The sequence below is a fragment of the Streptomyces sp. NBC_01232 genome, from assembly GCF_035989885.1.
Classification (GTDB): Bacteria; Actinomycetota; Actinomycetes; order Streptomycetales; family Streptomycetaceae; genus Streptomyces.
The window spans coordinates 53,630-73,853 of record NZ_CP108518.1 but is presented as its reverse complement, the minus strand read 5'-3'; the positions used below and the strand labels follow the sequence as shown (position 1 = coordinate 73,853).

The window sequence follows — 20,224 nt, the reverse complement described above, 5'->3', positions numbered from 1 at the left end:
CACGGATGCATACTTGGGGCATGGCGGATGCGATGAAGGCCGACTCCCGGGCGCGGGACCGTTCCACGGCCGCCCCCGGCGGACCGCTGCCCCCGTCCCGGCCCCTGTCCCCGGGTGCGAGCGAGGCGGCCTGACCTTGGAACTGCGCATCGACATCCGGTGGCTGCTGGACCGTCAGGAAGAACTCCTGGGCGGCAAGAACCTGGGAGTCCTGGACTACTCGGGTCTGGTGGCCGCCGTCGCCCGGCACCGGGTCAACACCCCGTCGTGGGGGACGGACGAGCCCGACGCGTACTGGCGGGCGGCCGCGCTGCTGGAGCAGATCGTGCTCACCCGCCCACTGCCGGCCAGGAACGAGTACTTCGGCTACGGCGTCGCCGTCGCCTACATCAAAGCCTCCGGCCAGGACGTCGACACCGCCTTCGGGCCCTGGCGCGACCTGATCACCGACATCCGCGCCCTGCGCCTGACCGTCCACGACGTCGCCGACCGCCTCCGCTCCCTGCACCCGAACCCCTAACCCTCCCCGAGCAGCGCGTCGACAGGGTCCTGGGGGAGCGGGACCGGCGCCGCCAGGGCCGCGTCGTAGGCCGGGCGCGCGAACACATAGGGCCCCATGGGCAGTTCGCCCCACTGCGGCCGGTGGACCTGGTGGAAGCCGGACCAGGTGACCTCCGTGGCCGTCGCACGGACCGTGGCGGACAGGGGCCAGCAGGCGTCGATCCCGCAGCGGCAGCCCAGGAGGTACAGGGCGCCGGGGTCGCCGTCGAGGAGCTCCGGCTGCGCCCCGCCCAGGAAGTGGGCCCGGGCCAGGGCGCCGTCGGCGTCGTCGTCGAAGTACAGCGGGGCGTGCTGGCGCAGCAGGAACTCCTCGCGCTCCTGCGGGGTGTCGTCGTCCTCCTCCTCGAGCTCCCGGCCCCACAGCGCGCGCGTCGCCTCCGCCACGAGGACGCGCAGGTCGGTTCCGTCGACCCGGATGCCCCAGGCGGTCAGGTGCGGGTAGTCGGGGCAGGGGTGGTGCAGGAACTCGACTTGGTGCGGGGCGCTCGGCAGACTCATGCGCCCCATCCTGCGGCGCCCGCCCGACCGGCTCCACCCATATATCGCCATGACGGGCAGGGCACCGGCACCGCGCGGGCCCGGCACCGCGTGGACCGGGCCGCGCGCCGACCGGGCACGGCCGGACCGGGGCAAGCCGACCCCGGGCCGCGCCGAACGGGCACGGCCGGGCCGGGGTGGGGGCGGAACGGCAGCGGTTAGGGTTCACGATCGTGCCGCACCTCGAGATATCCGACCTGATCACCGCCACGGACCCGCGCACCGGAGCGCGCCTGCCCGTGCGCAGGGCCGAGGTGGTGCACCGCCTCCGCGAGGCCGGCGACCGGCACGCCGCCCGCATCGTCGCCCGGCTGCCCGCCGACCGGCACGACGTGCTCGACCCCCACGCCGTGGACCGCCTCATGATCGGCGTGCACACCGAACTGCAGCGGCTCAGCGAGGAACTGCGCCTCGGGAAGCGGCTCGTCCACATCCTCGGCCCGGTCTTCGAAGCCGTCCGCGCGACAGCCACCGGCCGGCTGCGCCTGGTCGACGTCGGTTCCGGCCTCGGATACGCCGTGCGCTGGCTCGCCGCCCACCACTCGCTCGGCCCGGACGTCGAACTCGTCGGCGTGGACCTGGACGCCGCCCTCGTCGGCGAGGCCGCCCGGCTGGCCCGCGCCGAGGGCCTGGACTGCCGCTTCGTCCACGGCAACGCCTTCGACCTGCCGGAGGCCGCCACCGTGTACGTGTCCACCGGTGTGCTGCACCATTTCCGCGGCCCCGACCTCGCCGGGTTCTTCCGGGCCCAGGCCGCCTCGCCCGCCCTCGCCTTCTGCCACTTCGACATCGCCGCCACCCGGCTCGCGCCCATCGGGGCCTGGGTGTTCCACCGGTCACGGATGCGCCACCCGCTCGGCCGCCACGACGGTGTCGCCTCGGCCCGCCGGGCACACACCGACGAGACCCTGCTGCAGGCGGCGGCCGCGCCGGGGATGCGGCCGCTGCTCTACGAACCCCGGGGTCTGGCCAACCCGTTCTGCACCACCCTGCGCCCCGTCATCGGGATCCGGCCCGAGCTGGAGGCACCGCTGCGCCGGGCCATGGGCCGCTCCGCACGCCGCCTCGTGGGCCCCGAACACCTCGCCGGAGCGGCGCGGTGACCCCGCAGGACGCGGCACCGGCCCTGGCCGTGACCCTCACCGCGCTCGGCCTGGTCGACTCGGCCTTCAGCGGCTTCCGCGCCCACGCCGGGCGGGACGCCAGGATCCGCAAGCACCGCGCCGTCGTACGGGCGACCCTGCGCGGCCTGGCCGTCGGAGCCGGCCTGCTGCTCGCCCCCGTGCTCACGGCCGGCGCCGTCCTGCTGGCCGCCGCCGACCGCGACCGGACGTACGCGGCACTCGCCGAGGGCGCCATCGGATTCCTCGTCCCCCTCGCCTGCTACACCACGGCCGTCCTGCTGTCGCTCGCCGCGTACCTCGTGCTGCCGTTCCGCGCCAGCACCCTGGCCCTGGTGGCCGGCCTCGGCCCCCTGACCCTGCTGCGCCCGCTCGTCCTGGCCGCCGCCTGCGCCGGAACCCTCGCCTCCGGCGGCGGCGCGCCCGCACTCCTGGTCGGCGCGGCCGCGGGCGCTGCCGTCCTGTGCGTCGAACCGCTCGTGCACCGCCGCTGGTACGCCGCCCCGCAACGATGACCCGCCCCCGCGCGGACGGGCGGGCCACCGGCCGGGCCGCGGTGGCGGGTTCGCGCCGTATACGCCCGGCCCGCGTGCTCCTACGGTGCGGGCGGAGCAGGCGGGGGTTCCCGGCTGGACGTACGAGAGGGACGGTGGTGGGATGTCGCGCCTTTCGAAGGACGCGGTCGCAGTACAGCAGGCCGGTACCGGTACCGGGTTCGAGTTGTTCCCCTCGGTGCACGTGGCCGGCGGCCGGGTGGTGCACCTGGTCGGGGACGGCCAGGTGCCGGAACCCGACCGCAGCGATCCGGTCGCGGCCGCGCTGGCCTTCCAGGACCAGGGAGCCACCTGGCTGCACCTGGTGATGGCCGAAGAGGACGACGGGGGCTTCGACCTCCCGCAGGCCCGCCGCATCATCGAGGCCCTCACCATCGACGTCCAGCTCATGTGCCGGTCCGGCGTCCACGACACGGCCACCCTCGAACGGGTCCTCGCCACCGGATGCGCCCGCCTCAACCTCGGCCGCAGCGCGCTGACCGACCTCCCCTGGTGCGCCGAGGCCATCGCCCGGCACGGCAGGCGGATCGGCGTCAGCCTGCCCGTCCACCTGACCGGTCACGGCCCGCGCCTGGCCGGGCCGGGCCGGGGCACGGACGCCGGCGACCTGTGGAAGGCGCTCACCGTTCTCGACGAGGCCGGCTGCACCCGCTACGTGGTCACCGACGTCAGCCGGGAGGGCAGCCTCTCCACCCCCAACCTCGAACTCGTCGCCGAGGTGTGCCGCCGCACCACCGGCGGCGTACTGGCCGCCGGAGGCATCGCCACCCTCGACGATCTGCGCACGGTCGCCGCGCTGGCCCCGCACGGAGTCGACGGCGCCCTCATCGGCCGCGCCCTGTACTCGGGGGCCTTCACCCTCGCCCAGGCACTCGCCTGCGTGGCCACCGGCCCCTAGCTAGGGGGTATCTGGTCGATCACGCAGGGCTCGGCCTGATCGACCAGATACCCCCCAGCGGACCCCGCCCGGGAGGCTGCGCCGTACGGATGGACTCGGGCCGTACGGCGGCGGGTACGGGGTCTCGGCGCGCGAAGCGGCCTACCTTCGCACTGCTCCCACACCCCTCCGCGAAAGGCAGTACTCGTGCGATCGATCCGTTGCGCCCTGACCGCTCTCGCCGCCGGTGGCATCATCCTGGCGGGCGCGTCCGCCGCCTCCGCCGACGACGCCTTCACCGTCTACGCACCGGTGACCAACACGTACTCGATCGTCTTCGGTGACTTGAGCCAGGTGGCCGGCGACGACGTCTTCAACGCCGGCCGCGACAACACGGTCGGCTCCCACAACGGCGCGGCCCCGGCCGGGGACATCGGCATGGCGAGCCTGCCCGGAACCCAGATCATGAGCAACGAGGCCCTGATGCGGGCTGCCGGCCAGTGGACCGGCAACATCGGCAATTAGCCCCCGCTACCGGACACGGATGCAGGCAGGGAAGGGGGCCGCCGCCCCGGACGGGGCGGCGGCCCCCTTCCCGTGCCCCGCCGTCCGGCGGCCCGGACCCATCAGCCCCCGTCAGGGCAGGCCGCTCGCCCCGGGGCCCCGGTCACCCCGGCTCGCCGGGGGGCCGGTAGCCGATCTGCCCGGCGCTGCGCAGGGCGTCCAGGGTCTCCTCGACGGTGAGGAGCACGGTCGTCTCGAACGAACTGAGCGCACCGCCTCCGCTGATCGCCAGCGAGACGGCGGCCATCGAGACGTTGTCGGGGGCCTCCCACAGGTTGTAGCCGTCGTGGGTGCCGAAGGCGTACCAGAAGCCGTGGAGCTTCCCGCCGACCGACTCGATGTAGGACCGGGCGGCCTCCGCCCGGTCCTCCGGATGACCGATCAGCCGCGCCCAGGTCTGGGGCGTGTAGCTGAACCTCGATAGATAGAGCGGCATCGTGTCCCTCTCTCGTTTGGTCGAGAGGTGCCCGCGGCGGGCCGCACAGGAGCGGGGGAGCCCCCGGAGTCCCCCGAACAGCTGGGCACGACAACCGCCACGGCCCACAACCGACGGCCTAACGGCCGCCGCGGTGCTCCCTGAGGTGCAGCGCGAGTCCGGCGGCGGCCGCCGCGGCCACGACGCCGGCCGCCATGAAGCCGTTGCGCGAGCGCCAGGACAACACCGACCAGCGGGACTGCGCCGACAGCACCGAGCCCGTGCTCAGCCAGGAAGCGGCGGACAGCATGGACAGCGAGGACCCGATGGACGCGGCGCAGAGCGCGCTGCCCACGGATCCGACGGACAGCACCGACCCCACCGAGCCGATCGACAGGACCGACCCCACGGAGCCGATCGACAACACCGAGTCCTTCGACCAGAGGGAGAGGGCGGACCCCTTCCCCCGGTACCACGAGCCCGCCAACGCATCAGGTTCGGTCACGGGCCCATCCTGACAGGGACCGGGGGAGCCCGCCGGTATCGGCGCCGGGCAACCCGCACGACTACCGGTCGCGCCAGTCCGCCAGTCCGCCAGTCCGCCAGTCAGCCAGTCCGCGAGCCCGCGAGCCCGTGCGCCCGTGCGCCGGTCAGGCCGCGGCCGCAACCACGTGCGCGTTGTCGACGTACAGGCACAGCGCGCCGTCCTGCGGGCACCTCAGGCCGACCGAGATGCTCCGTACCGCCCCGTCCTGCGCGAACGAGAGCGCGACCGCGACCTGGAACACGCCGTCCCCTGCGGGGCATTCGGGCAGGTCCGACGGCTCGAAGCCCGGCCCCGGCGAGGCGGGCGGCAGCGGGACCCCGGACGGCGCGAGCGTCCACGGGTACGCCGCCGGGTACACGTCCCCGTCCGTGATGCCGACCGGTATGCAGCAACCCACGCAGAAACACTCGCCCTTGGCGACCTCGAACCCGTCCGCCCCGCTGCCGCACAGCTCGCACGAGACGACCAGCACCTCGACACGCCCGCCCGGCTCCGCACGGGCGGCATCGCGCACCATGCGCACGACCTCCTCGGGCCCGGCGCAGGGCCGCCCCGCAGCTCCGGACGTCCACACGGCTTCATGATCCATGGTGGGGATCCTCGCACGCGGGTCCGGCCGGACCGCCGCCGCGCCACCCGGCCCGCTACCCGGCCCGCTCCGCGCGAAAGGCACGCCGGTAGGCGGCCGGTGTGGTGCGCACGGCCTCGTGGAAGCGCCGGCGCAGATTGACCGCCGAGGACAGACCGACCCTGCGCGCGATGGTCTCCACGGGCAGGTCCGTCTCCTCCAGCAGCGCCCGGGCCGCGGCGATCCTGCGGTCCAGCAGCCAGCGTCCGGGACTGATGCCCAGCTGCTCGGTGAAGCGCCGGGTCAGCGTGCGGGCCGAGACCTGCGAGCGGACCGCCATCTCGGCGACACTGACCGGCTGGTCGAGCCGCCCGCCCAGCCACTCCAGCAGCGGGGCCAGCGAGTCGGTCACCGGTCCGGAGGTGGGCAGTTCGGCGTACTGCAGCTGGCAGCCCTCGCGGTGCGGCGGCATCACCATCCGCCGGGCGATCCGCATCGCGTACGCGGCGCCCTGGTCGACACCCACCAGGTGCAGGCACAGATCCACGCCGGCCGCGGACCCGGCGCTGGTGGAGACGTCGCCGTGGTCGACGTAGAGCACCGCGGGGTCCACCCGCACCCGCGGGAACCGGGCGGCCAGTCCGGCGGCCTGCGCCCAGTGGGTGGTGGCCCGCCGGCCGTCCAGCAGTCCGGCGGCGGCGAGCACGAAGGCGCCCGAGCAGATGCCGACGATCCGGGCGCCGCGCCGGTGGGCCCGGCGGACCGCCGCGACCACCGCCCCCGGCACCTCGGTGCCGGCCGGCTGCTGCCAGCCGGGCACCAGCACCGTGTCCGCACCCTCCAACGCGTCCAGGCCCGCGGTGACCAGCATGTCGTAGCCGGACCGGGTGCGCACCGGGCCGGGGTGCTCGGTGCAGACCCCGAACGCGTAGCGGGCGGGGATCTCCGGGCCGTGGTCGCCGAACACCTCGGCCGCACAGGCCAGCGGGAACGACGACTGCGGGGGCTGAAGCAGGGCCACGACCCTGTGCAGCGCCGGGGACGTGGGCAGCGAACGCGGCGTCATGGCGGGAAAGTACCCCATCATGTCGTTCAGGACACTGGGGACGGGGGATTGGTCCAGTCCAATATCGGTGGTGTGACCGCCACTCAGACCCCGACCGGCCGCCGGCCCGATCCACTGGCCACCCGGCCCCCGTTGTGGGACCGCCGCTTCACCCTCTACTTCACCGCCCGCGCGGTCTCGCTCCTCGGCGACGCGATGATGCCGGTCGCCGCCGCACTCGCCGTCGGCGCCCTGTACGGGATCTCCGGCGTCGGCGTCGTCCTCGGTACCTGGACCGGGACGTTCGTCCTCCTCGTCCTCTTCGGCGGGGTCCTCGCCGACCGGTTCGGCGCCCGCCGGATGATGGTCTGCGCGGACCTCGTACGGGTACTCACCCAGGGGATCCTGGCCGCTGCCTTCTTCGCCGGGACCCCGCCGTTCTGGCTGCTGGTGACCATGGCGGCACTGGCCGGTGCGGCCGTCGCCATGTTCCTGCCGGGCGCGAACGGGATGGTCCCGCTGGTCGCCCGCGAGCCGCAACGGGCCAACGCCACCCTCAAGGTGGCCGACGCGCTCGCCCACCTGCTCGGCCCCGCCCTGGCTGGCCTGCTGATCACCCTGACCAGCGCCGGCACCGTGTACGCGATCGACGCCGGCACCTTCCTGCTCAGCGGCCTGTGCCTGACCCTCATCCGCCTCACCCCCGCCGAGCCCGCCGAGCCCACCGTCGACGCGACCGCCGCCGAGCCCGCCGAGCCCGCCGAGCCCGCCGAGCCCACCGAGCCCGCCGACGCGCCCGCCGCGGCCGACGCCGACTCCCGCGCCCGCACCACCGGTTCGCTCCGCCGCGACCTGCGCCAGGGCTGGCAGGCATTCCGCGCCCGCACCTGGATGTGGGCGGTCATCCTCATCTGGATGGGCTACGGCGTGCTGGTCTTCGGCCCCCTGGTACCGCTCGGCTCGGCACTGATCGGCGCCCGCCTCGGCCCGGACGCCTACGGCCTCGCGGTCTCCTGCCTCGGCGCCGGAACGGTGCTCGGCGGCCTGCTGGCACTGCCCCTGCGCCCCGCCCGCCCGCTGGCCGCCGGCACCGTGGCCATGGCGCTCTACACCGCACTGCCGCTCTGCATCGCGCTGGACGCCGGCCTGCCGGCGCTGCTGGCGGGCCACGTACTCGGCGGCGGCGCCATGGCGTTCTGGTCGGTGATGTGGGCGACCAGCGTCCAGACCCACACCCCGCCCGCCCTCCTCAACCGGGTCACCGCGTACGAGCTCGCCGGATCGGTCTCCGGGATCGCGCTGGGCCAGATACTGGCGGGACCGGCCACCGCACTGGCCTCCCCGGGCCGGCTGCTGCTGGTGTCGGCGGGCGCCTGCCTGGCGGGCAGCGCCGCACTGTGCGCGATCCCCGCGATCCGCACCCTCCGCCGCACCGCCGGCCCGGAACAACGGGTGTGACGGGGGCGGACCTGCTGACGTAGGTTCCTCCTCGGCCCGCCCCGTCCGGCGCGCGCCTCTTCATGTTCCGCACCCGTGGGGGTTCCTCAGCATGCCCGCAACTCCGGCCACTCCACCGGCCCCGCCCCCGGCACAGGGCCCGTACGCCGTGCCCGACGCGAGGGGCGGACGGCTGCGCGCGCCCGTGGGCCTGGCCACCGCGCTGACCGTGCTCTTCGCGCTGGTCATCGCCTCCGACGCCTGCACCCTGTACGCCGACTGGAACCTCCACTCGCTCATGGAACGGATGCTGGCCGATTCCGCCGCGGTGAGCGACGCCGAGCTGGACCGCGGCACCAGGCTGACCGGCCTCGTCGGCACGGTCCACGGCAATGCCGTGATCGTGACGGGCATCGTCTTCATCATCTGGTTCCACCGGGTGCGCACGAACGCCGAGGCCTTCGCCCCGGGTGCGGACAAACTCAAGACGGGCTGGGCCATCGGCGCCTGGTTCATCCCGTTCGCCAACCTCTGGCTCCCGTACCGGATCGCCGTCACCACCTGGGGGTCGAGCACGCCCTCCGCAGCCGACGGAGGCTACCGCCGCTTCCCGTTGACCCTGGTCAACCTCTGGTGGGGCCTCTTCGTGCTGTCCAAGCTCCTGGGGTGGTACGGCGGCCGGGCCTACAGCAGTGCCGAGAGCGCCGAGGCCGTGCGCGACGCAGCCCTGACGATGCTGGCCGGTGACGCCTTCGACCTCGTGGCCGCCGTCCTCGCCGTACTGTTCGTCCGCAGACTGACGGCCATGCAGCACGCCAGGGCCGCACAGGGACCCGCCGCCGCAGCGGTCCAGGGAGGACTCTGACACCGGCCGGATCATCCGCAGGAGGAACGCCGGCCACCGCACGGCAAGAGGCGGAGCCGACCGGATTCGAACCGGCGTCCTCGCGGTTTTGGAGACCGCGCGCGTCGACCTCTGCGCTACGGCTCGCCCACCCGGGATGGTAACGGCGCAGCTCCGCAGGCGACAGCGGAGAACTCCTCCAGGATCCTTTCCGTGCAGGACCACGCTCCGCATATGGCACGCACGCCACCCGGCGGCACCGACACCCCGGCGGCCGCGCCCGGTTCGCGGCCCGCCCGCGCCAAGGAAGTTCACCGCGTCAGCCACGCGGGCGCACGGCGTTGTCAGTGGCTCCGCCTAGCTTCTGCGACATGACGCGGACCGCACACACCTTCGCCTACGCACGCCCCTCCTCCCTGACCGCCGCAGACGCGGGCCAGGCCCTCAACCTGGAGACGGCGTCAGGCCTGACCCCGACCGGCGCCGATGCCCACCCCCAGTTCTTCGCCGGGTTCCTGAGCGCACCTCAGGCGGCCGCACGGGCCCTGCTCGCCGTCGCGGACGTGGCCGCGGCCCGCTACTACCAGCGCACCCTGCGCGCCTCCCTCGACCCGGTGGTCACCGGCAACGGCGACCGGCTGCGCTTCGAGTCGTTCTCCGGCTGCTGCGGGGTGTACGCCCGGCTCGACGTGCTGCCCGACGGCCTGCGCGGCGCCGACACGGGCCACGGCACGACCAACGTCGACGTCAACAACCCGCTGCGCGAGGCACTGTCCCGGCTCAGCGGTGACGACCCGCTGCACCTGCGCGTCGGCCCCGACGCCATGGCGGTGACCACCCTGGACGGACCTGTCGTCGAGAAGAAGGTCCCGCTCCCCGAGCGCTGGCTGCGCGGCTTCGCCGAATCCCAGGCCGTCACCACCGGCTTCGACCTGCGGGCCGAACTCGGCGCCGCCGAAACGGCCCGCTTCCTGCGCTCCCTGCCGCGCACCGCGACGGGCGGCGGGGCCGCCGGCGGCGCCCTGTGGGTGGTTCCCGCGGGCCGCACACTGCGCCCCACGACCCGGCCGGTGCCCGGCGCGGTCTGCCTGCCCGGCCCCGAACGGCTCGCCGCCTTCCAACGGGTGCTGCGCCACGCGACCGGCCTGCGCGTGTACGGCCCCGCACCGGACGGCGCGGGCCCCACCGCCTCCGCGTGGGAAGTGGGCCTGCCCGGGATGCGCCTCACCCTGACCCTGTCACCGGAGGCCGGCCGCGGGTTCTCCGGTGAGGGCGGTGTCCTGGAGGCCCTCGCCACCGACGCGGCCGCCGAGGACGCCGAACTGATCTCGGTCCTGCTCGCCTGGGAACCCCGTATCGATCCGGCCGACCTCGCCGGCCAGTCGGGGCTGCCCGTGGACCGCGTACGGGCGGCCCTCACCCGCCTGGGCACCGCCGGCCGGGTCGGCTACGACGTCGCCGAAGCCGCGTACTTCCACCGCGAACTGCCCTACGACGCCCGGCGCGCCGAGCGCCACAACCCGCGGCTGGTCGCCGCCCGCGCCCTGCTGGCGGCGGGCGCGGTCACCCTGGAGCACCCCGGCACCGCCGTGGTGGCTTCCGGCGAACGCCGCTACCAGGTCCGCGAGTCGGGTGGCGCACTCAGCTGCACCTGTCAGTGGTGGGCCGACTACCGGGGCCGCCGCGGCCCCTGCAAGCACGCACTCGCCACCCGCATGGCCCTGCGGGCCGCCCACCCCACCACCACCCCCGCCCCGTCCGGAGCCGCACGATGACCGCCACCGCCACCGCCACGCCCGCCCCCGCGGCCACCACCGCCGATGTCCTCGCAGCCGTACGGGCGGGCCGCACCGCCCGACTGCCCGCACTCCTCCAGCCGCTGGAGCCCGCCGAACGCAGGGTCCTGCTCACCGAACTGAAGGAGCTGCGCCGCGAACTGCGCGCCTCGCGCTGGGAACGCTGGCGGGAACGGGACCTGATGAGCCCGGCCCTGGCGGTCGCCGGTGCCGCCTGCACCACCGGGGCGGCGGCGGCGGCCGCCTGGATCGGCGCCGCCGACCTGCGCCGCTGGAGGCCGCAGCCGCCCACCGCCGCCCTGCTCGACGTACTCTCCGGCCGCGACCCGCAGTGGCTCGGCAAGCTCGCCCACCGGCTGGCCGACCGGCCCACCACCGCCGAGCAGGACTACCCGCTGATCAGCGCACTCGTCCGGCTCGCCGGCTGCGAGACACCCACCACCGACGGCTGCGTCGAAGGCTGGGCCGCGGCCGTGGGAGCCACCGGCTCACCGCTCGTGGACGCCCTGCGCCGCGACCCCCACATCACCGCATTCGCCCCACGGCTGTTCGAGACCGCCGAACCGGTCCGGGCCCTCGAACGGCGCTGGGAGACGGCCGACCACAACCAATGGCCCGGCGCACTGGCCGTCCTGGCCGACGAGGGGTGCCTGGACCGCGCCGCCCTCCTGGACGGGTGCACCGCGAGACTGCTGCGCGGCGGCAAGCCCGCCCACCTGAAGCCCTACCAGGCGATCCTGGAAGCGCTCCGTCCGACCGCCGAGGAGGAACGGGAGCGGGCCGCCGACTGGATCGCGATGGCCGCCGACGCCCCCTCCGCCGTCGCCGGGACCGCCCAGCAGACCCTGGCCCGGGTCGCGGCGGCCGGCCACCTGACCCCCCGCATGCTCGCCGAAATGTCGGGCGCCGTCCTGTTCCGCACCGAGAAGAAGCTGGTCCGCGCACAACTCGTACTCATCGGCAGGGAACTCACCCGCGACCCGTCCGCCGCCCCCGAGCTGCTGCCGGAGCTCGGCGAGGCCTTCGGGCACCCGGACACCGACATCCAGGAACGGGCCCTGAAACTGGCCGCCGCGCACCTCACCGACGATCCCGTACTGCGCGACGAACTCGCCGACCGGGCACAGCTGCTGAGCCCGCTCCACCGGGCCCGCGCCGTGGAACTCCTCGGAGCCGCCGCCGCTCCCGCCGCAGCCACCGCCCCCTACGAGGAAATCCTGCCGCCGGTCCCCGTCCCCGCACCGCTCGCCCCGTCCCCCCGGACGGTCGCCGAGACCGTGGAACTCCTCGCCGCCGTCGTCAACTCCCGTACCGCGGGCGTCGAGGAGTTCGAGCGCGCCCTCGACGCACTGGTGCGGCACTCCCACCGCGACCGTGCGGCCCTCGCCCAAGCCCTGCGTCCCGCCCTGGCGGGCCGCTGGTGGCTCGACCCCGAACAGTCCCGCCACTACACCCAGGAACTCCCCGGCCTCGAACACGTCGCCGCCGCCATCATGGACATGCCGCCGACGGCCGAGGCACAGCCGGCGCTCGCGTCCTGGCGCGCCGACTGCCACCACACCGGCCTCCACAGCGCCCTCCACGCCCGCGTGCGCGAGGCCGCGCACCGCATCATGACCCGGCCCCTGCCCTTCCTGCTCGCCACGCCCACCGTGGAGACCGGCTCCCTCGACGCCCGGGTACTGGTCGCCCGCCTGGCCGAGTACGGCCGCCTCGGCGAGGACCCCGCCCCGGCCGACTTCGCCCAGGCCCTGCTGCGGGTCCGCCGGGACCCGGCCGTCGCCCCACAGGCCGCCGCCCTCGGCACGCCCGAGGGCGACCGCCTCGCCGCCTGGCTCGGCGCCGCCGGACAGCCGGTGCCCGTCACCCGCCGCACCGCGCCCACGGTGCAGTACCGGTGGGGCGGCCGGACACCCGCACGCCTCGTGATGGACACCGCACAACGCACCACCGTGGTACGCGAGTTCCCGCCCCCCTTCCACGAACTGGCACGCGCCCGCACCGCGGACGACCGCTGCTGGGACGGCGGCGGGGACACCGCCCTGCTGCTCTCGGTGCTCCCCGAGGACCGGGAGACCCTCGCCGCCTGGGGCCTGCCGGCCGTCATCGCCGACGCCGTCCACGAAGGGCGCGCAGGCTCCGCACAGCTGCCCCTGCTCGCCGCGGCCGGCGGGCCCGCCGGCCCGGCCCTGCACCTGGCGGTCGCCACCGGACTCGGCGCCCGGCACCCCGAGGACCGGCTGCGGGCCGTGGACGCGCTCCTCACCCTCGCCGCCCGCGGCGACCTGGACGCCGTACGCCTCGGCGGTGACCTGGCCGACCTGATCGGCCTGGGCACGGTCAAGCCCAACCGGCTCGCCGACTCGCTGCGCACCGCCGCCGCGACGGGCGCCTACGCGACCACCTGGGCCGTACTGTCCGCCGCACTGCCCGCCCTGCTGACCGGCACCGCCGATCCGCGCGGCGCCGGAGACCTCCTGGCGACGGCCGCCGAATGCGCGGAGCAGTGCGCAGCGACGTCCCCCCAGCCGGCCGGGCTCGCCGACACCGCGGCCCGCGGCGGCAGGTCCCGCCTGGTCACCCAGGCCGCCCGGCTGCGCGACGCCCTCCACCGCAACGCGCAGACGCCGGCCGCGCACTGACGGATGTCCGGGCCGCCGGGCCCTGCCCGGCGGACACTGTGAGCGACGAAGGGAAAACCATGGTGGAAGACGTCTGGCGGATGGTGCACGCCGAACGGGCGGCCCTGATCGAGGACCTGGAGCGCCTGGGTCCCGAGCAGTGGCGGCAGCCGTCGCTCTGTGAGGGGTGGACCGTGCACGACGTGGTCGCCCATCTGGTCGACACGGCCCGCACGACGCGCCTGGGCTTCGTGACCGGACTGGTCCGGGCGCGCTTCGACTTCGACCGGCAGAACGCCCGCGGCGTCGAACACGCACGCGGGGCCACGCCGCACGAGACCCTGCAGCGGCTGCGCGAGGCGGCCCCGCGCACGTCGACCCCACCGGCGCCCCTGGACAGCCGCCTCGTCGAGGAGATCGTGCACGGTGAGGACATCCGACGGCCCCTGGGGCTCACCCGCCGCTACCCGCAGGAGGCCGTCGTCAGGGCACTCAGGCTGCAGACACGGACCCCCGCGTCGTTCGGCGGGGCCAAGGAGCTGGTGACGCGCGTCCGTCTGACGGCCAAGGACGCCGACCTGGCGATCGGTTCCGGACCGGAGGCCAGAGGACCCGCGCTCTCCCTCCTGATGGCGGTGGCGGGCCGCCGGGTGGCCCTGGACGACCTCACCGGCCCGGGCGTCGCGGCGCTCGCCGAAGGGGGCTGAGGCGACCGGCCGGCCACGGGGAACGGCGCCGCGGGGGGACCGGCGGCCCGGGAGCGGCGGCCCGGGGAACGGGGCCCGGGAAGTGGCGGCCCGGCGAGAAGGAAATCCCTGGGACCGTCCCGCCGGGCCGCGTACGCTCCGCCGTATGCCCCGCTCCTCGAACAAGCCCCGCCGGCTCGTCGCCGACGGGCGGACCTACATGTGGACGGTCCGCCACGGCCACCACGTGCCGGAGAACGGCGGCTGCCGCAAAACCCTCACCCTGCACGCTCAGCCGCCGGGCACCGGCGGCCTGCTGCGTTTCGTCTTCGACGAGGGTCCCACCCGGTACGTCTCGGGGTTCACCACGGGATCGGGCGAGGTGGGAGAGGTCGGCGTCGGCGCCCTGAACCTGCACGAACCGGGCACCGTACGGGTCCTGCTCGACGTGGCGCTGGCCCGCGGGTGGCAACCGGGGGAGCGGCGCGAAACGAAGGCCGACGGCTGGTCCTTCCTCGGGACGGCCGTCGCCGCACGCGGCTGAGCCCGTTCCCGCCCGCCCGGAGCCGGAGGCCGCAACGCCGCACCCGGCGCCCGGCCCCGCATCCGGCGCCCGGCTCGGCCGCCTCAGCGGAGCGGCGGCGTCGAGCGGGCACAGCGCTCCGCGAGCAGGCGCAGATGGGTGACCAGTTCCTCCGGCCCGGTGACGTCGAAGTCGCAGTCGAGCATGCCCAGATGGACGGCGAGGGTCTGCACCGTGTCGGCACCGGTCATCAGGACACAGCTGTCGGCGTCGATCGCCTCGACCGTGCCGACCGCGGGGTTGATCCGCTCCAGCACCACCGCCGCCGGAGCGTGCACGGTCACCCGCGCCCGGTAGCGCCACGCGGCGCCCGACACCCGCCGGGAGACGTACGCCGCGAGGTCGCCGTCGGGCGCCTCGCGCGGGGCGAAGCGCGGCCCGGCCGGGGTACGGGGCCGGATCCGGTCGGCCCTGAAGGTCCGCCAGTCCTCGCGCTCGACGTCCCATGCCACCAGGTACCAGCGCCGTCCCCAGTTCACCGCCCGGTACGGCTCCACGATGCGGCGGGTGGACGCCCCGGCGTGGTCCAGGTAGTCGAAGCGCAGCCGTTCCCGGTCGCGGCAGGCGGACACCAGGACGGTCAGCACCTCCGCGGAGACGGCAGGCGCCGGACGGTCGGCGGGCACGGCCACCGTGTACGCCCGCAAGGCCCGCACACGCCTGCGCAGACGCGAGGGCAGCACCTGCTCGAGCTTGGCCAGCGCCCGCAGCGAGGTCTCCTCGGTGCCGGGGACAGTGCCCTGCGCAGCGGTGTGCAGGGCGATCGTCACCGCGACGGCCTCCTCGTCGTCGAGGAGCAGCGGGGGCATCACCGCCCCGGCGCCCAGCCGGTAGCCGCCGGTCGTGCCGCGCGTGGCGTCCACGGGATAACCGAGCTCACGCAGCCGGTCGATGTCGTTGCGGACCGTCCGCCCGCTCACCCCCAGGCGCTCGGCCAGCTCGGACCCCGGCCAGGACCGAGCGGTTTGCAGCAGGGACAGCAGACGCAGCAGACGCGCGGAAGTATCAAGCATGAAGCCCAGCCTGAAGTGTCATTAGGAAGGCACCGTGCCTATATCGAGAATATCGTTCTACCCATGGAGACCAGCAGCAACACCGACGCCCGGATCCGCCCCTACCGCATCGACATCCCGCAGGCCGAGCTCGACGACCTGCGCGACCGGCTGGGGCGCACCCGCTGGGGCAGCGAGATCCCCGGCGCCGGCTGGAGCCGGGGCGTGCCGGGCGACTACCTCAAGGCCCTGGCCGCGTACTGGGCCGACGGCTTCGACTGGCGCAAGGCGGAGGCGGAGCTCAACGAGTTCCCCCAGTTCACCACCGAGATCGACGGCCAGAACATCCACTTCCTCCACGTCCGTTCGCAGAACCCGGCGGCCGTCCCGCTGCTCCTGCTGCACGACTGGCCCTGCTCGTTCGTCCAGTTCGTCGACGTCATCCGGCCGCTGGCGCAGGACTTCCACGTCGTCGTGACCTCCACGCCGGGCACCGGCTTCTCCGGCCCGCTCGGCGAGGCCGGCTGGAACACCGGCCGCATCGCCGCCGCGTTCGTCGAGCTGATGAGCCGGCTCGGACACGACTCGTACGGCGTCCAGGGAACGGGCGGCGGAGCCTGGATCGCCGCCGAGATGGGGCGCCGGGCCCCCGACCGGGTCATCGGCATCCACGTCAACGGCCTGATCACCTTCCCCTCCGGGGACCCCGCCGAATGCGAGGGGCTGACCGCCTCCGAGCAGGAACGCCTCGCCCGGCTGGAGGAGTTCCAGCAGGACCGGATGGGCTTCAACGCCATCCAGTCCACCCGCCCGCAGACCCTCGCCTACGGCCTGCACGACTCGCCGGTCGGCCAGCTCGCCTGGATCGCCGAGAAGTTCAAGGAATGGACGGACCCCGCCGCCGAACTCCCCGAGGACGCGGTGGGCCGCGACCGCCTGCTGACCAACATCAGCGTCTACTGGTTCAGCGGCACGGCCGGCTCCTCGGCGAACCTCTACTACGAAGCGGGCCACGACGCGAGCGCCTGGGCACCGAAGCCGCGCGGCACCGTCCCCACCGGCGTCGCCGTCGTCCTGAACACCGATGTCGCCATCCGCCGGTTCGCCGAGCGGGACCACCGCATCACCCACTGGAGCGAGCTGGAACACGGGGGCAACTTCCTCGCACTGGAACAGCCGCAGGCGTACCTCACCGACGTCCGCGCCTTCTTCGCCACCCTCACCGGCTGACCGCCCCCGCGGGGACCCGCCCCCGCGGGCGCCGGGCGCGACCGCGACACCGTGCACCGGATACGGGCCCGGCCGGTGCACGGCATCGTCGTGCTGCCCTACCCGAACAGGCGGTCACCGGCGGCCGCCATCCGATGGGTACCGCCGTGGCGGTTCACCCAGTCGCGGACGAGGCCGATGGAATGGGCGCACTGCCAGCCGCCGTCGTAGTCACGCACCCCGGTGAAGGCCCCGTAGCCCGCGATGATGCCGTCCACCCGCCCGTCGCCCAGCAGCTTGTCGACGTACCACGGATCGTTGTACGTGGTCGTCCAGGCCAGGGTGGCCGCGAGGGCCCCGCTGTCACGGTCCGCGGCGCCCTTCTTCAGCTCCGCGCACGTGTAGTACGTGGGTTCCGTGCAGTTGCCGAACCCCTTGGTGATGTCGCTGTCGCCGTAGTCCATCACCCGGCGGCCGGCCGGGAACCCCGGACCGGACCGGTTGAAGGCACCCTGGACCCGGTCGCGGGTCCCGGTCGTCGTGATCCCCTCCAGACCGCCGAGCCTGCCCTCCAGACTCCTCCACCCCCGGCCGCCGACGTCCGGGTCGCTGCCGCCGTGGTACTCGTAGAACCCGTAGAGCACCGGGATCCCGGCGGCCGTCAGCCGCTGCGCCTTGTCACGCAGTCCCGCGACGCTGCATCCGCGGTTCTCCCGCTCCCCGCAGTAGTTCGGGTCCTTGATGTCCAGCCAGACCAGCGCCAGCCGGCGTCCTGCATTCGCGTGGGCGAGAATGCGGTCGATCATGCTGTCGAAGCTGGGGCCCAGCCGGTTGTCACCGGCCGATGAACAGTCGTGCCAGGCCCGCCATTCGTTCGGGTTCCACCAGGCGCAGACGTCCATCTCGATGCTGTTGGCCCCGTGCGCGAGCGCGGCGTCCACGCCGCCCAGGGTGTCGACGCGGTGCGCGATGGCATAGACCGGGTGACGCTGATCGGCTGCTGCCGCCGGGGCCGCGCCGAGAGCGGTGGCGCCGATGACGGCGCACAGGGCCGCGATCAGCGCCAGGAGCATCCGTGGGTAAGCGGTCAAGGAAACACCCCGCCATGTCGGTGTCCGAATCGGGCGATCGGCATCATTCATCGCATGCCGCATGCGATGAATGCATGATGAACGAAACCCGGTGAAGGGCGCCCCCGGGCGGCCCGCGAGTGGCGAGAAACCGCTTCCGCGGCGACGGGGCGGCCGCCACGGCCGCAGGTGCCGGCCGGCGCCTGCCGGCCGGGCGTGCCCGGCCCGTTCCGGCGGCTTCCTGTCGATCACAAACCGCACAGCCGGTAAAGCCTTGGCCCCTATGGAGTGAATCCCGACAGAACCCCGCGACCCTTGGCCGGAACCTTCCATACGGTGGCCCCTCTTCGCTCATCACCACAACTGGGGGGCCGGTGCGCAACCACCGACTCGTAATGACCGCTGCCCTCGTGGCCGCCGGTCTCGGCATCATCCCGGGCACCGCGCAGGCGGCGGATCCCGTACCCGCCGCGGCCGGTGTGGCCGAGGCGATAGCCGAGGCATCCACCTCCAAGGGCTTCCACAGCCCGGCCGACCGTACGATCCGTACCGCCCTGCCCGCCGCCACCGCCGCGGGCAACGGCAAGGCGAACGCCAAAACCGCCGCGCCACAGACCGCACAGGCCGCACAAGCCCCGCAGACGGCGCAGGCCGCACAGGACGGGCCGGCCGCACTGGACGCGGGAGCCAACCCGACCCTCGCGGTCGACGTCAGCGGCACCAGCTACACCGCACACGGCATCGAGCTCACCACTCTGATCACCAGCGCCGACTTCGCACTCGGCGTCGTCATCGACTGGGGCGACGGGAAGACCGACACGCTCACCGCCCAGGGCACCGCCGAGCTGCACCACTCCCACACGTACGACAAGTCCGGCGAGTACCAGGTCAAGGTGACGGTGACCGACACCGCCAACGCCGTCCAGGCCGTCAACGGAGGCGCCTTCCTCACCCCCGGCTCCGACTTCACCCCGCACACCCCGACCCGGCTCCTCGACACCCGCTACGGCACCGGCACCGGCGCACCCGCGGCCAAGGTCCCCGGACAGGGCTCCGCCCGGGTCAAGGTGGCCGGCAACGCCTCCGTCCCGGCGGGCGTCACCGCCGTCGCCCTCAACGTCACGGTCACCGAGACCGTTGACAGCGGCTACGTGACCGCATGGCCCGGCACCGGCTACGACCGCCCGGGCACCTCCAACCTGAACTACACGGCCGGCCGGTCCGTCCCGAACCTGGTGATCGTGCCGGTCGGCGAGGACGGGTACGTGGAGCTCTACAACGGCGGCGGACAGCCGGTCGACCTGATCGCCGACGTCACCGGCTACTTCACCCGGGCCCAGGCCGCCGGCTACACCTCGATGGCGCCCGCCCGGTTCGTGGACACCCGTAAGGGCCTCGGCACCGGCACCGCCCCGGGCAAACTCGCCGCACGCAGCGCGTTCACGACCCGGATCAGCGGCCTGAACGGGGTGCCCGAGGGCATCACGGCCGTGGCGCTGAACGTCACGGTGACCGAACCCCAGGGGACGGGCCACCTGACCGCCTACGGCGACGGGCCGGTCCCGACGGCATCGAACCTGAACTTCGTGACCGGCCAGACGGTCGCCAACGCCGTGATCGTGCCGGTGGCCGCGGACGGGACGATCAAGGTCTTCAACGGGGCCTGGATGCCGGCCCACGTGGTCGTCGACGTCGTCGGCTACTACAGCAAGGACAGCAAGGCCGCCTTCCTGCCCTTCACCCCGTTCCGCACGCTCGACACCCGCGAAGAGGCCTACGGCTGGCCCGGCGGCCGGTTCCGGGCCCGCGAGTACATCACGCAGGGGTTCACACCCGAGGCCGCGACGGGTGTCGAGGCGTACGTACTGAACACCACCGTCACCGAGACCGGCGGAGACGGGTTCCTCTCGGTGGAGCCGAGCCCCTACCCGCTGCCGGCGCCCGGCGAGAGCGCCGCACCCGCCGCACCGCGCCCCGGCACCTCCACCCTGAACTGGACGGCCGGCGCGATCGTCCCGAACCTGGTGCAGGCCGGCGACGGCGACCACGGCGTCATCACCTTCTGGAACCAGGGCTACCAGGACGCCGACCTGGTGCTCGACGTCTTCGGCGTCTACCAGTCGAAGTGATGCCCGGGGGGCGGCCCGCCCGCGCGCGCCGCCCCCTGCAAGCCCCCACCGGCCCGGCCGTCGTTGAA

At 74.3% G+C, this 20,224-nt stretch carries 20 protein-coding genes and 1 tRNA gene; 13 read left to right on the top strand and 8 right to left on the bottom strand.

The window, feature by feature from the left end; all coding sequences use genetic code 11:
• The first annotated feature begins 136 nt into the window (after window positions 1-136).
• On the top strand, window positions 137-520 hold the full coding sequence (locus tag OG444_RS00360) for a toxin Doc (protein ID WP_327260110.1): 384 nt from the start codon (window positions 137-139) through the stop codon (window positions 518-520).
• Here OG444_RS00360 and OG444_RS00355 read toward each other — a convergent pair.
• Window positions 517-1,059: a hypothetical protein gene (locus OG444_RS00355; RefSeq protein ID WP_327260109.1), complete on the bottom strand. Its 543-nt coding sequence runs from the start codon at window positions 1,057-1,059 to the stop codon at window positions 517-519. The two genes, OG444_RS00360 and OG444_RS00355, sit on opposite strands and share 4 nt — an antisense overlap.
• A 212-nt stretch (window positions 1,060-1,271) precedes the next feature.
• Here OG444_RS00355 and OG444_RS00350 point away from each other — a divergent pair, with 212 nt between their 5' ends.
• The 4 genes from OG444_RS00350 (at window position 1,272) to OG444_RS00335 (ending at window position 4,175) form a co-directional block, all read left to right on the top strand.
• Complete coding sequence (locus OG444_RS00350; protein ID WP_327260108.1) at window positions 1,272-2,201, top strand: class I SAM-dependent methyltransferase; 930 nt, start codon at window positions 1,272-1,274, stop codon at window positions 2,199-2,201.
• Complete coding sequence (locus OG444_RS00345; protein WP_327260107.1) at window positions 2,198-2,734, top strand: hypothetical protein; 537 nt, start codon at window positions 2,198-2,200, stop codon at window positions 2,732-2,734. Before OG444_RS00350 ends, OG444_RS00345 begins: the two co-directional genes overlap by 4 nt.
• A gap of 142 nt (window positions 2,735-2,876) precedes the next feature.
• On the top strand, window positions 2,877-3,671 hold the full coding sequence (locus OG444_RS00340) for a HisA/HisF-related TIM barrel protein (protein WP_327260106.1): 795 nt from the start codon (window positions 2,877-2,879) through the stop codon (window positions 3,669-3,671).
• Window positions 3,672-3,857: 186 nt separating this feature from the next.
• Window positions 3,858-4,175 carry a hypothetical protein gene (locus tag OG444_RS00335; RefSeq protein WP_327260105.1) on the top strand — a complete coding sequence of 106 codons (318 nt, stop codon included), beginning with the start codon at window positions 3,858-3,860 and terminating at the stop codon, window positions 4,173-4,175.
• Window positions 4,176-4,317: 142 nt separating this feature from the next.
• Here the strand turns inward: OG444_RS00335 and OG444_RS00330 are convergent, their stop codons facing one another.
• The 4 genes from OG444_RS00330 to OG444_RS00315 form a co-directional block, all read right to left on the bottom strand.
• Window positions 4,318-4,650, bottom strand: coding sequence for a GYD domain-containing protein (locus OG444_RS00330; protein ID WP_327260104.1), 333 nt, complete (start codon window positions 4,648-4,650; stop codon window positions 4,318-4,320).
• Between the two features lie 118 nt (window positions 4,651-4,768).
• Complete coding sequence (locus tag OG444_RS00325) at window positions 4,769-5,134, bottom strand: hypothetical protein (protein ID WP_327260102.1); 366 nt, start codon at window positions 5,132-5,134, stop codon at window positions 4,769-4,771.
• A 145-nt stretch (window positions 5,135-5,279) separates the two neighbouring features.
• Window positions 5,280-5,765 carry a hypothetical protein gene (locus tag OG444_RS00320; RefSeq protein WP_327260101.1) on the bottom strand — a complete coding sequence of 162 codons (486 nt, stop codon included), beginning with the start codon at window positions 5,763-5,765 and terminating at the stop codon, window positions 5,280-5,282.
• 55 nt (window positions 5,766-5,820) lie between these two features.
• Window positions 5,821-6,810: a GlxA family transcriptional regulator gene (locus OG444_RS00315; protein WP_327260100.1), complete on the bottom strand. Its 990-nt coding sequence runs from the start codon at window positions 6,808-6,810 to the stop codon at window positions 5,821-5,823.
• A 72-nt stretch (window positions 6,811-6,882) separates the two neighbouring features.
• Between OG444_RS00315 and OG444_RS00310 the strand changes: the two genes are divergently transcribed.
• Window positions 6,883-8,247, top strand: coding sequence for an MFS transporter (locus OG444_RS00310; protein WP_327260099.1), 1,365 nt, complete (start codon window positions 6,883-6,885; stop codon window positions 8,245-8,247).
• 91 nt (window positions 8,248-8,338) lie between these two features.
• Complete coding sequence (locus tag OG444_RS00305) at window positions 8,339-9,091, top strand: DUF4328 domain-containing protein (RefSeq protein ID WP_327260098.1); 753 nt, start codon at window positions 8,339-8,341, stop codon at window positions 9,089-9,091.
• 51 nt (window positions 9,092-9,142) lie between these two features.
• Here the strand turns inward: OG444_RS00305 and OG444_RS00300 are convergent.
• Window positions 9,143-9,216, bottom strand: a tRNA-Trp gene (locus tag OG444_RS00300).
• Between the two features lie 225 nt (window positions 9,217-9,441).
• Between OG444_RS00300 and OG444_RS00295 the strand changes: the two genes are divergently transcribed.
• The 4 genes from OG444_RS00295 (at window position 9,442) to OG444_RS00280 (ending at window position 14,717) form a co-directional block, all read left to right on the top strand.
• Window positions 9,442-10,845: an SWIM zinc finger family protein gene (locus OG444_RS00295; RefSeq protein WP_327260097.1), complete on the top strand. Its 1,404-nt coding sequence runs from the start codon at window positions 9,442-9,444 to the stop codon at window positions 10,843-10,845.
• On the top strand, window positions 10,842-13,508 hold the full coding sequence (locus OG444_RS00290; RefSeq protein ID WP_327260096.1) for a DUF7824 domain-containing protein: 2,667 nt from the start codon (window positions 10,842-10,844) through the stop codon (window positions 13,506-13,508). The genes OG444_RS00295 and OG444_RS00290 overlap by 4 nt, the downstream gene beginning before the upstream one ends.
• A gap of 59 nt (window positions 13,509-13,567) precedes the next feature.
• Complete coding sequence (locus tag OG444_RS00285) at window positions 13,568-14,194, top strand: maleylpyruvate isomerase family mycothiol-dependent enzyme (protein ID WP_327260095.1); 627 nt, start codon at window positions 13,568-13,570, stop codon at window positions 14,192-14,194.
• A 145-nt stretch (window positions 14,195-14,339) separates the two neighbouring features.
• On the top strand, window positions 14,340-14,717 hold the full coding sequence (locus OG444_RS00280) for a hypothetical protein (protein ID WP_327260094.1): 378 nt from the start codon (window positions 14,340-14,342) through the stop codon (window positions 14,715-14,717).
• Between the two features lie 83 nt (window positions 14,718-14,800).
• On the opposite strand, the gene OG444_RS00275 is transcribed toward OG444_RS00280, so the two are convergent.
• Window positions 14,801-15,769: a helix-turn-helix transcriptional regulator gene (locus tag OG444_RS00275; protein WP_327260093.1), complete on the bottom strand. Its 969-nt coding sequence runs from the start codon at window positions 15,767-15,769 to the stop codon at window positions 14,801-14,803.
• Between the two features lie 63 nt (window positions 15,770-15,832).
• Between OG444_RS00275 and OG444_RS00270 the strand changes: the two genes are divergently transcribed.
• Window positions 15,833-16,978 (top strand): epoxide hydrolase family protein, encoded by a 1,146-nt coding sequence (locus OG444_RS00270; RefSeq protein ID WP_327260092.1) that lies wholly within the window; start codon window positions 15,833-15,835, stop codon window positions 16,976-16,978.
• A gap of 98 nt (window positions 16,979-17,076) precedes the next feature.
• Here OG444_RS00270 and OG444_RS00265 read toward each other — a convergent pair whose 3' ends face one another.
• The gene (locus tag OG444_RS00265) at window positions 17,077-18,048 is read right to left on the bottom strand and encodes a phospholipase (protein WP_327260091.1); all 972 of its coding nucleotides are present in this window, start codon (window positions 18,046-18,048) and stop codon (window positions 17,077-17,079) included.
• A gap of 374 nt (window positions 18,049-18,422) precedes the next feature.
• Between OG444_RS00265 and OG444_RS00260 the strand changes: the two genes are divergently transcribed.
• Window positions 18,423-20,156, top strand: coding sequence for a PKD domain-containing protein (locus OG444_RS00260; RefSeq protein ID WP_327260090.1), 1,734 nt, complete (start codon window positions 18,423-18,425; stop codon window positions 20,154-20,156).
• The last annotated feature ends 68 nt before the right edge of the window (window positions 20,157-20,224 follow it).

Excerpts from the sequence above, each read along its gene's own strand:
- OG444_RS00330 (WP_327260104.1), bottom strand. The coding sequence starts at position 4,650 with ATGCCGCTCTATCTATCGAGGTTCAGCTACACGCCCCAGACCTGGGCG.
- OG444_RS00305 (WP_327260098.1), top strand. The coding sequence starts at position 8,339 with ATGCCCGCAACTCCGGCCACTCCACCGGCCCCGCCCCCGGCACAGGGC.
- OG444_RS00260 (WP_327260090.1), top strand. The coding sequence starts at position 18,423 with ATGACCGCTGCCCTCGTGGCCGCCGGTCTCGGCATCATCCCGGGCACC.
- OG444_RS00285 (WP_327260095.1), top strand. The coding sequence starts at position 13,568 with ATGGTGGAAGACGTCTGGCGGATGGTGCACGCCGAACGGGCGGCCCTG.
- OG444_RS00280 (WP_327260094.1), top strand. The coding sequence starts at position 14,340 with ATGCCCCGCTCCTCGAACAAGCCCCGCCGGCTCGTCGCCGACGGGCGG.
- OG444_RS00355 (WP_327260109.1), bottom strand. The coding sequence starts at position 1,059 with ATGAGTCTGCCGAGCGCCCCGCACCAAGTCGAGTTCCTGCACCACCCC.
- OG444_RS00320 (WP_327260101.1), bottom strand. The coding sequence starts at position 5,765 with ATGGATCATGAAGCCGTGTGGACGTCCGGAGCTGCGGGGCGGCCCTGC.
- OG444_RS00270 (WP_327260092.1), top strand. The coding sequence starts at position 15,833 with ATGGAGACCAGCAGCAACACCGACGCCCGGATCCGCCCCTACCGCATC.
- OG444_RS00315 (WP_327260100.1), bottom strand. The coding sequence starts at position 6,810 with ATGACGCCGCGTTCGCTGCCCACGTCCCCGGCGCTGCACAGGGTCGTG.
- OG444_RS00295 (WP_327260097.1), top strand. The coding sequence starts at position 9,442 with ATGACGCGGACCGCACACACCTTCGCCTACGCACGCCCCTCCTCCCTG.
- OG444_RS00290 (WP_327260096.1), top strand. The coding sequence starts at position 10,842 with ATGACCGCCACCGCCACCGCCACGCCCGCCCCCGCGGCCACCACCGCC.
- OG444_RS00275 (WP_327260093.1), bottom strand. The coding sequence starts at position 15,769 with ATGCTTGATACTTCCGCGCGTCTGCTGCGTCTGCTGTCCCTGCTGCAA.
- OG444_RS00340 (WP_327260106.1), top strand. The coding sequence starts at position 2,877 with ATGTCGCGCCTTTCGAAGGACGCGGTCGCAGTACAGCAGGCCGGTACC.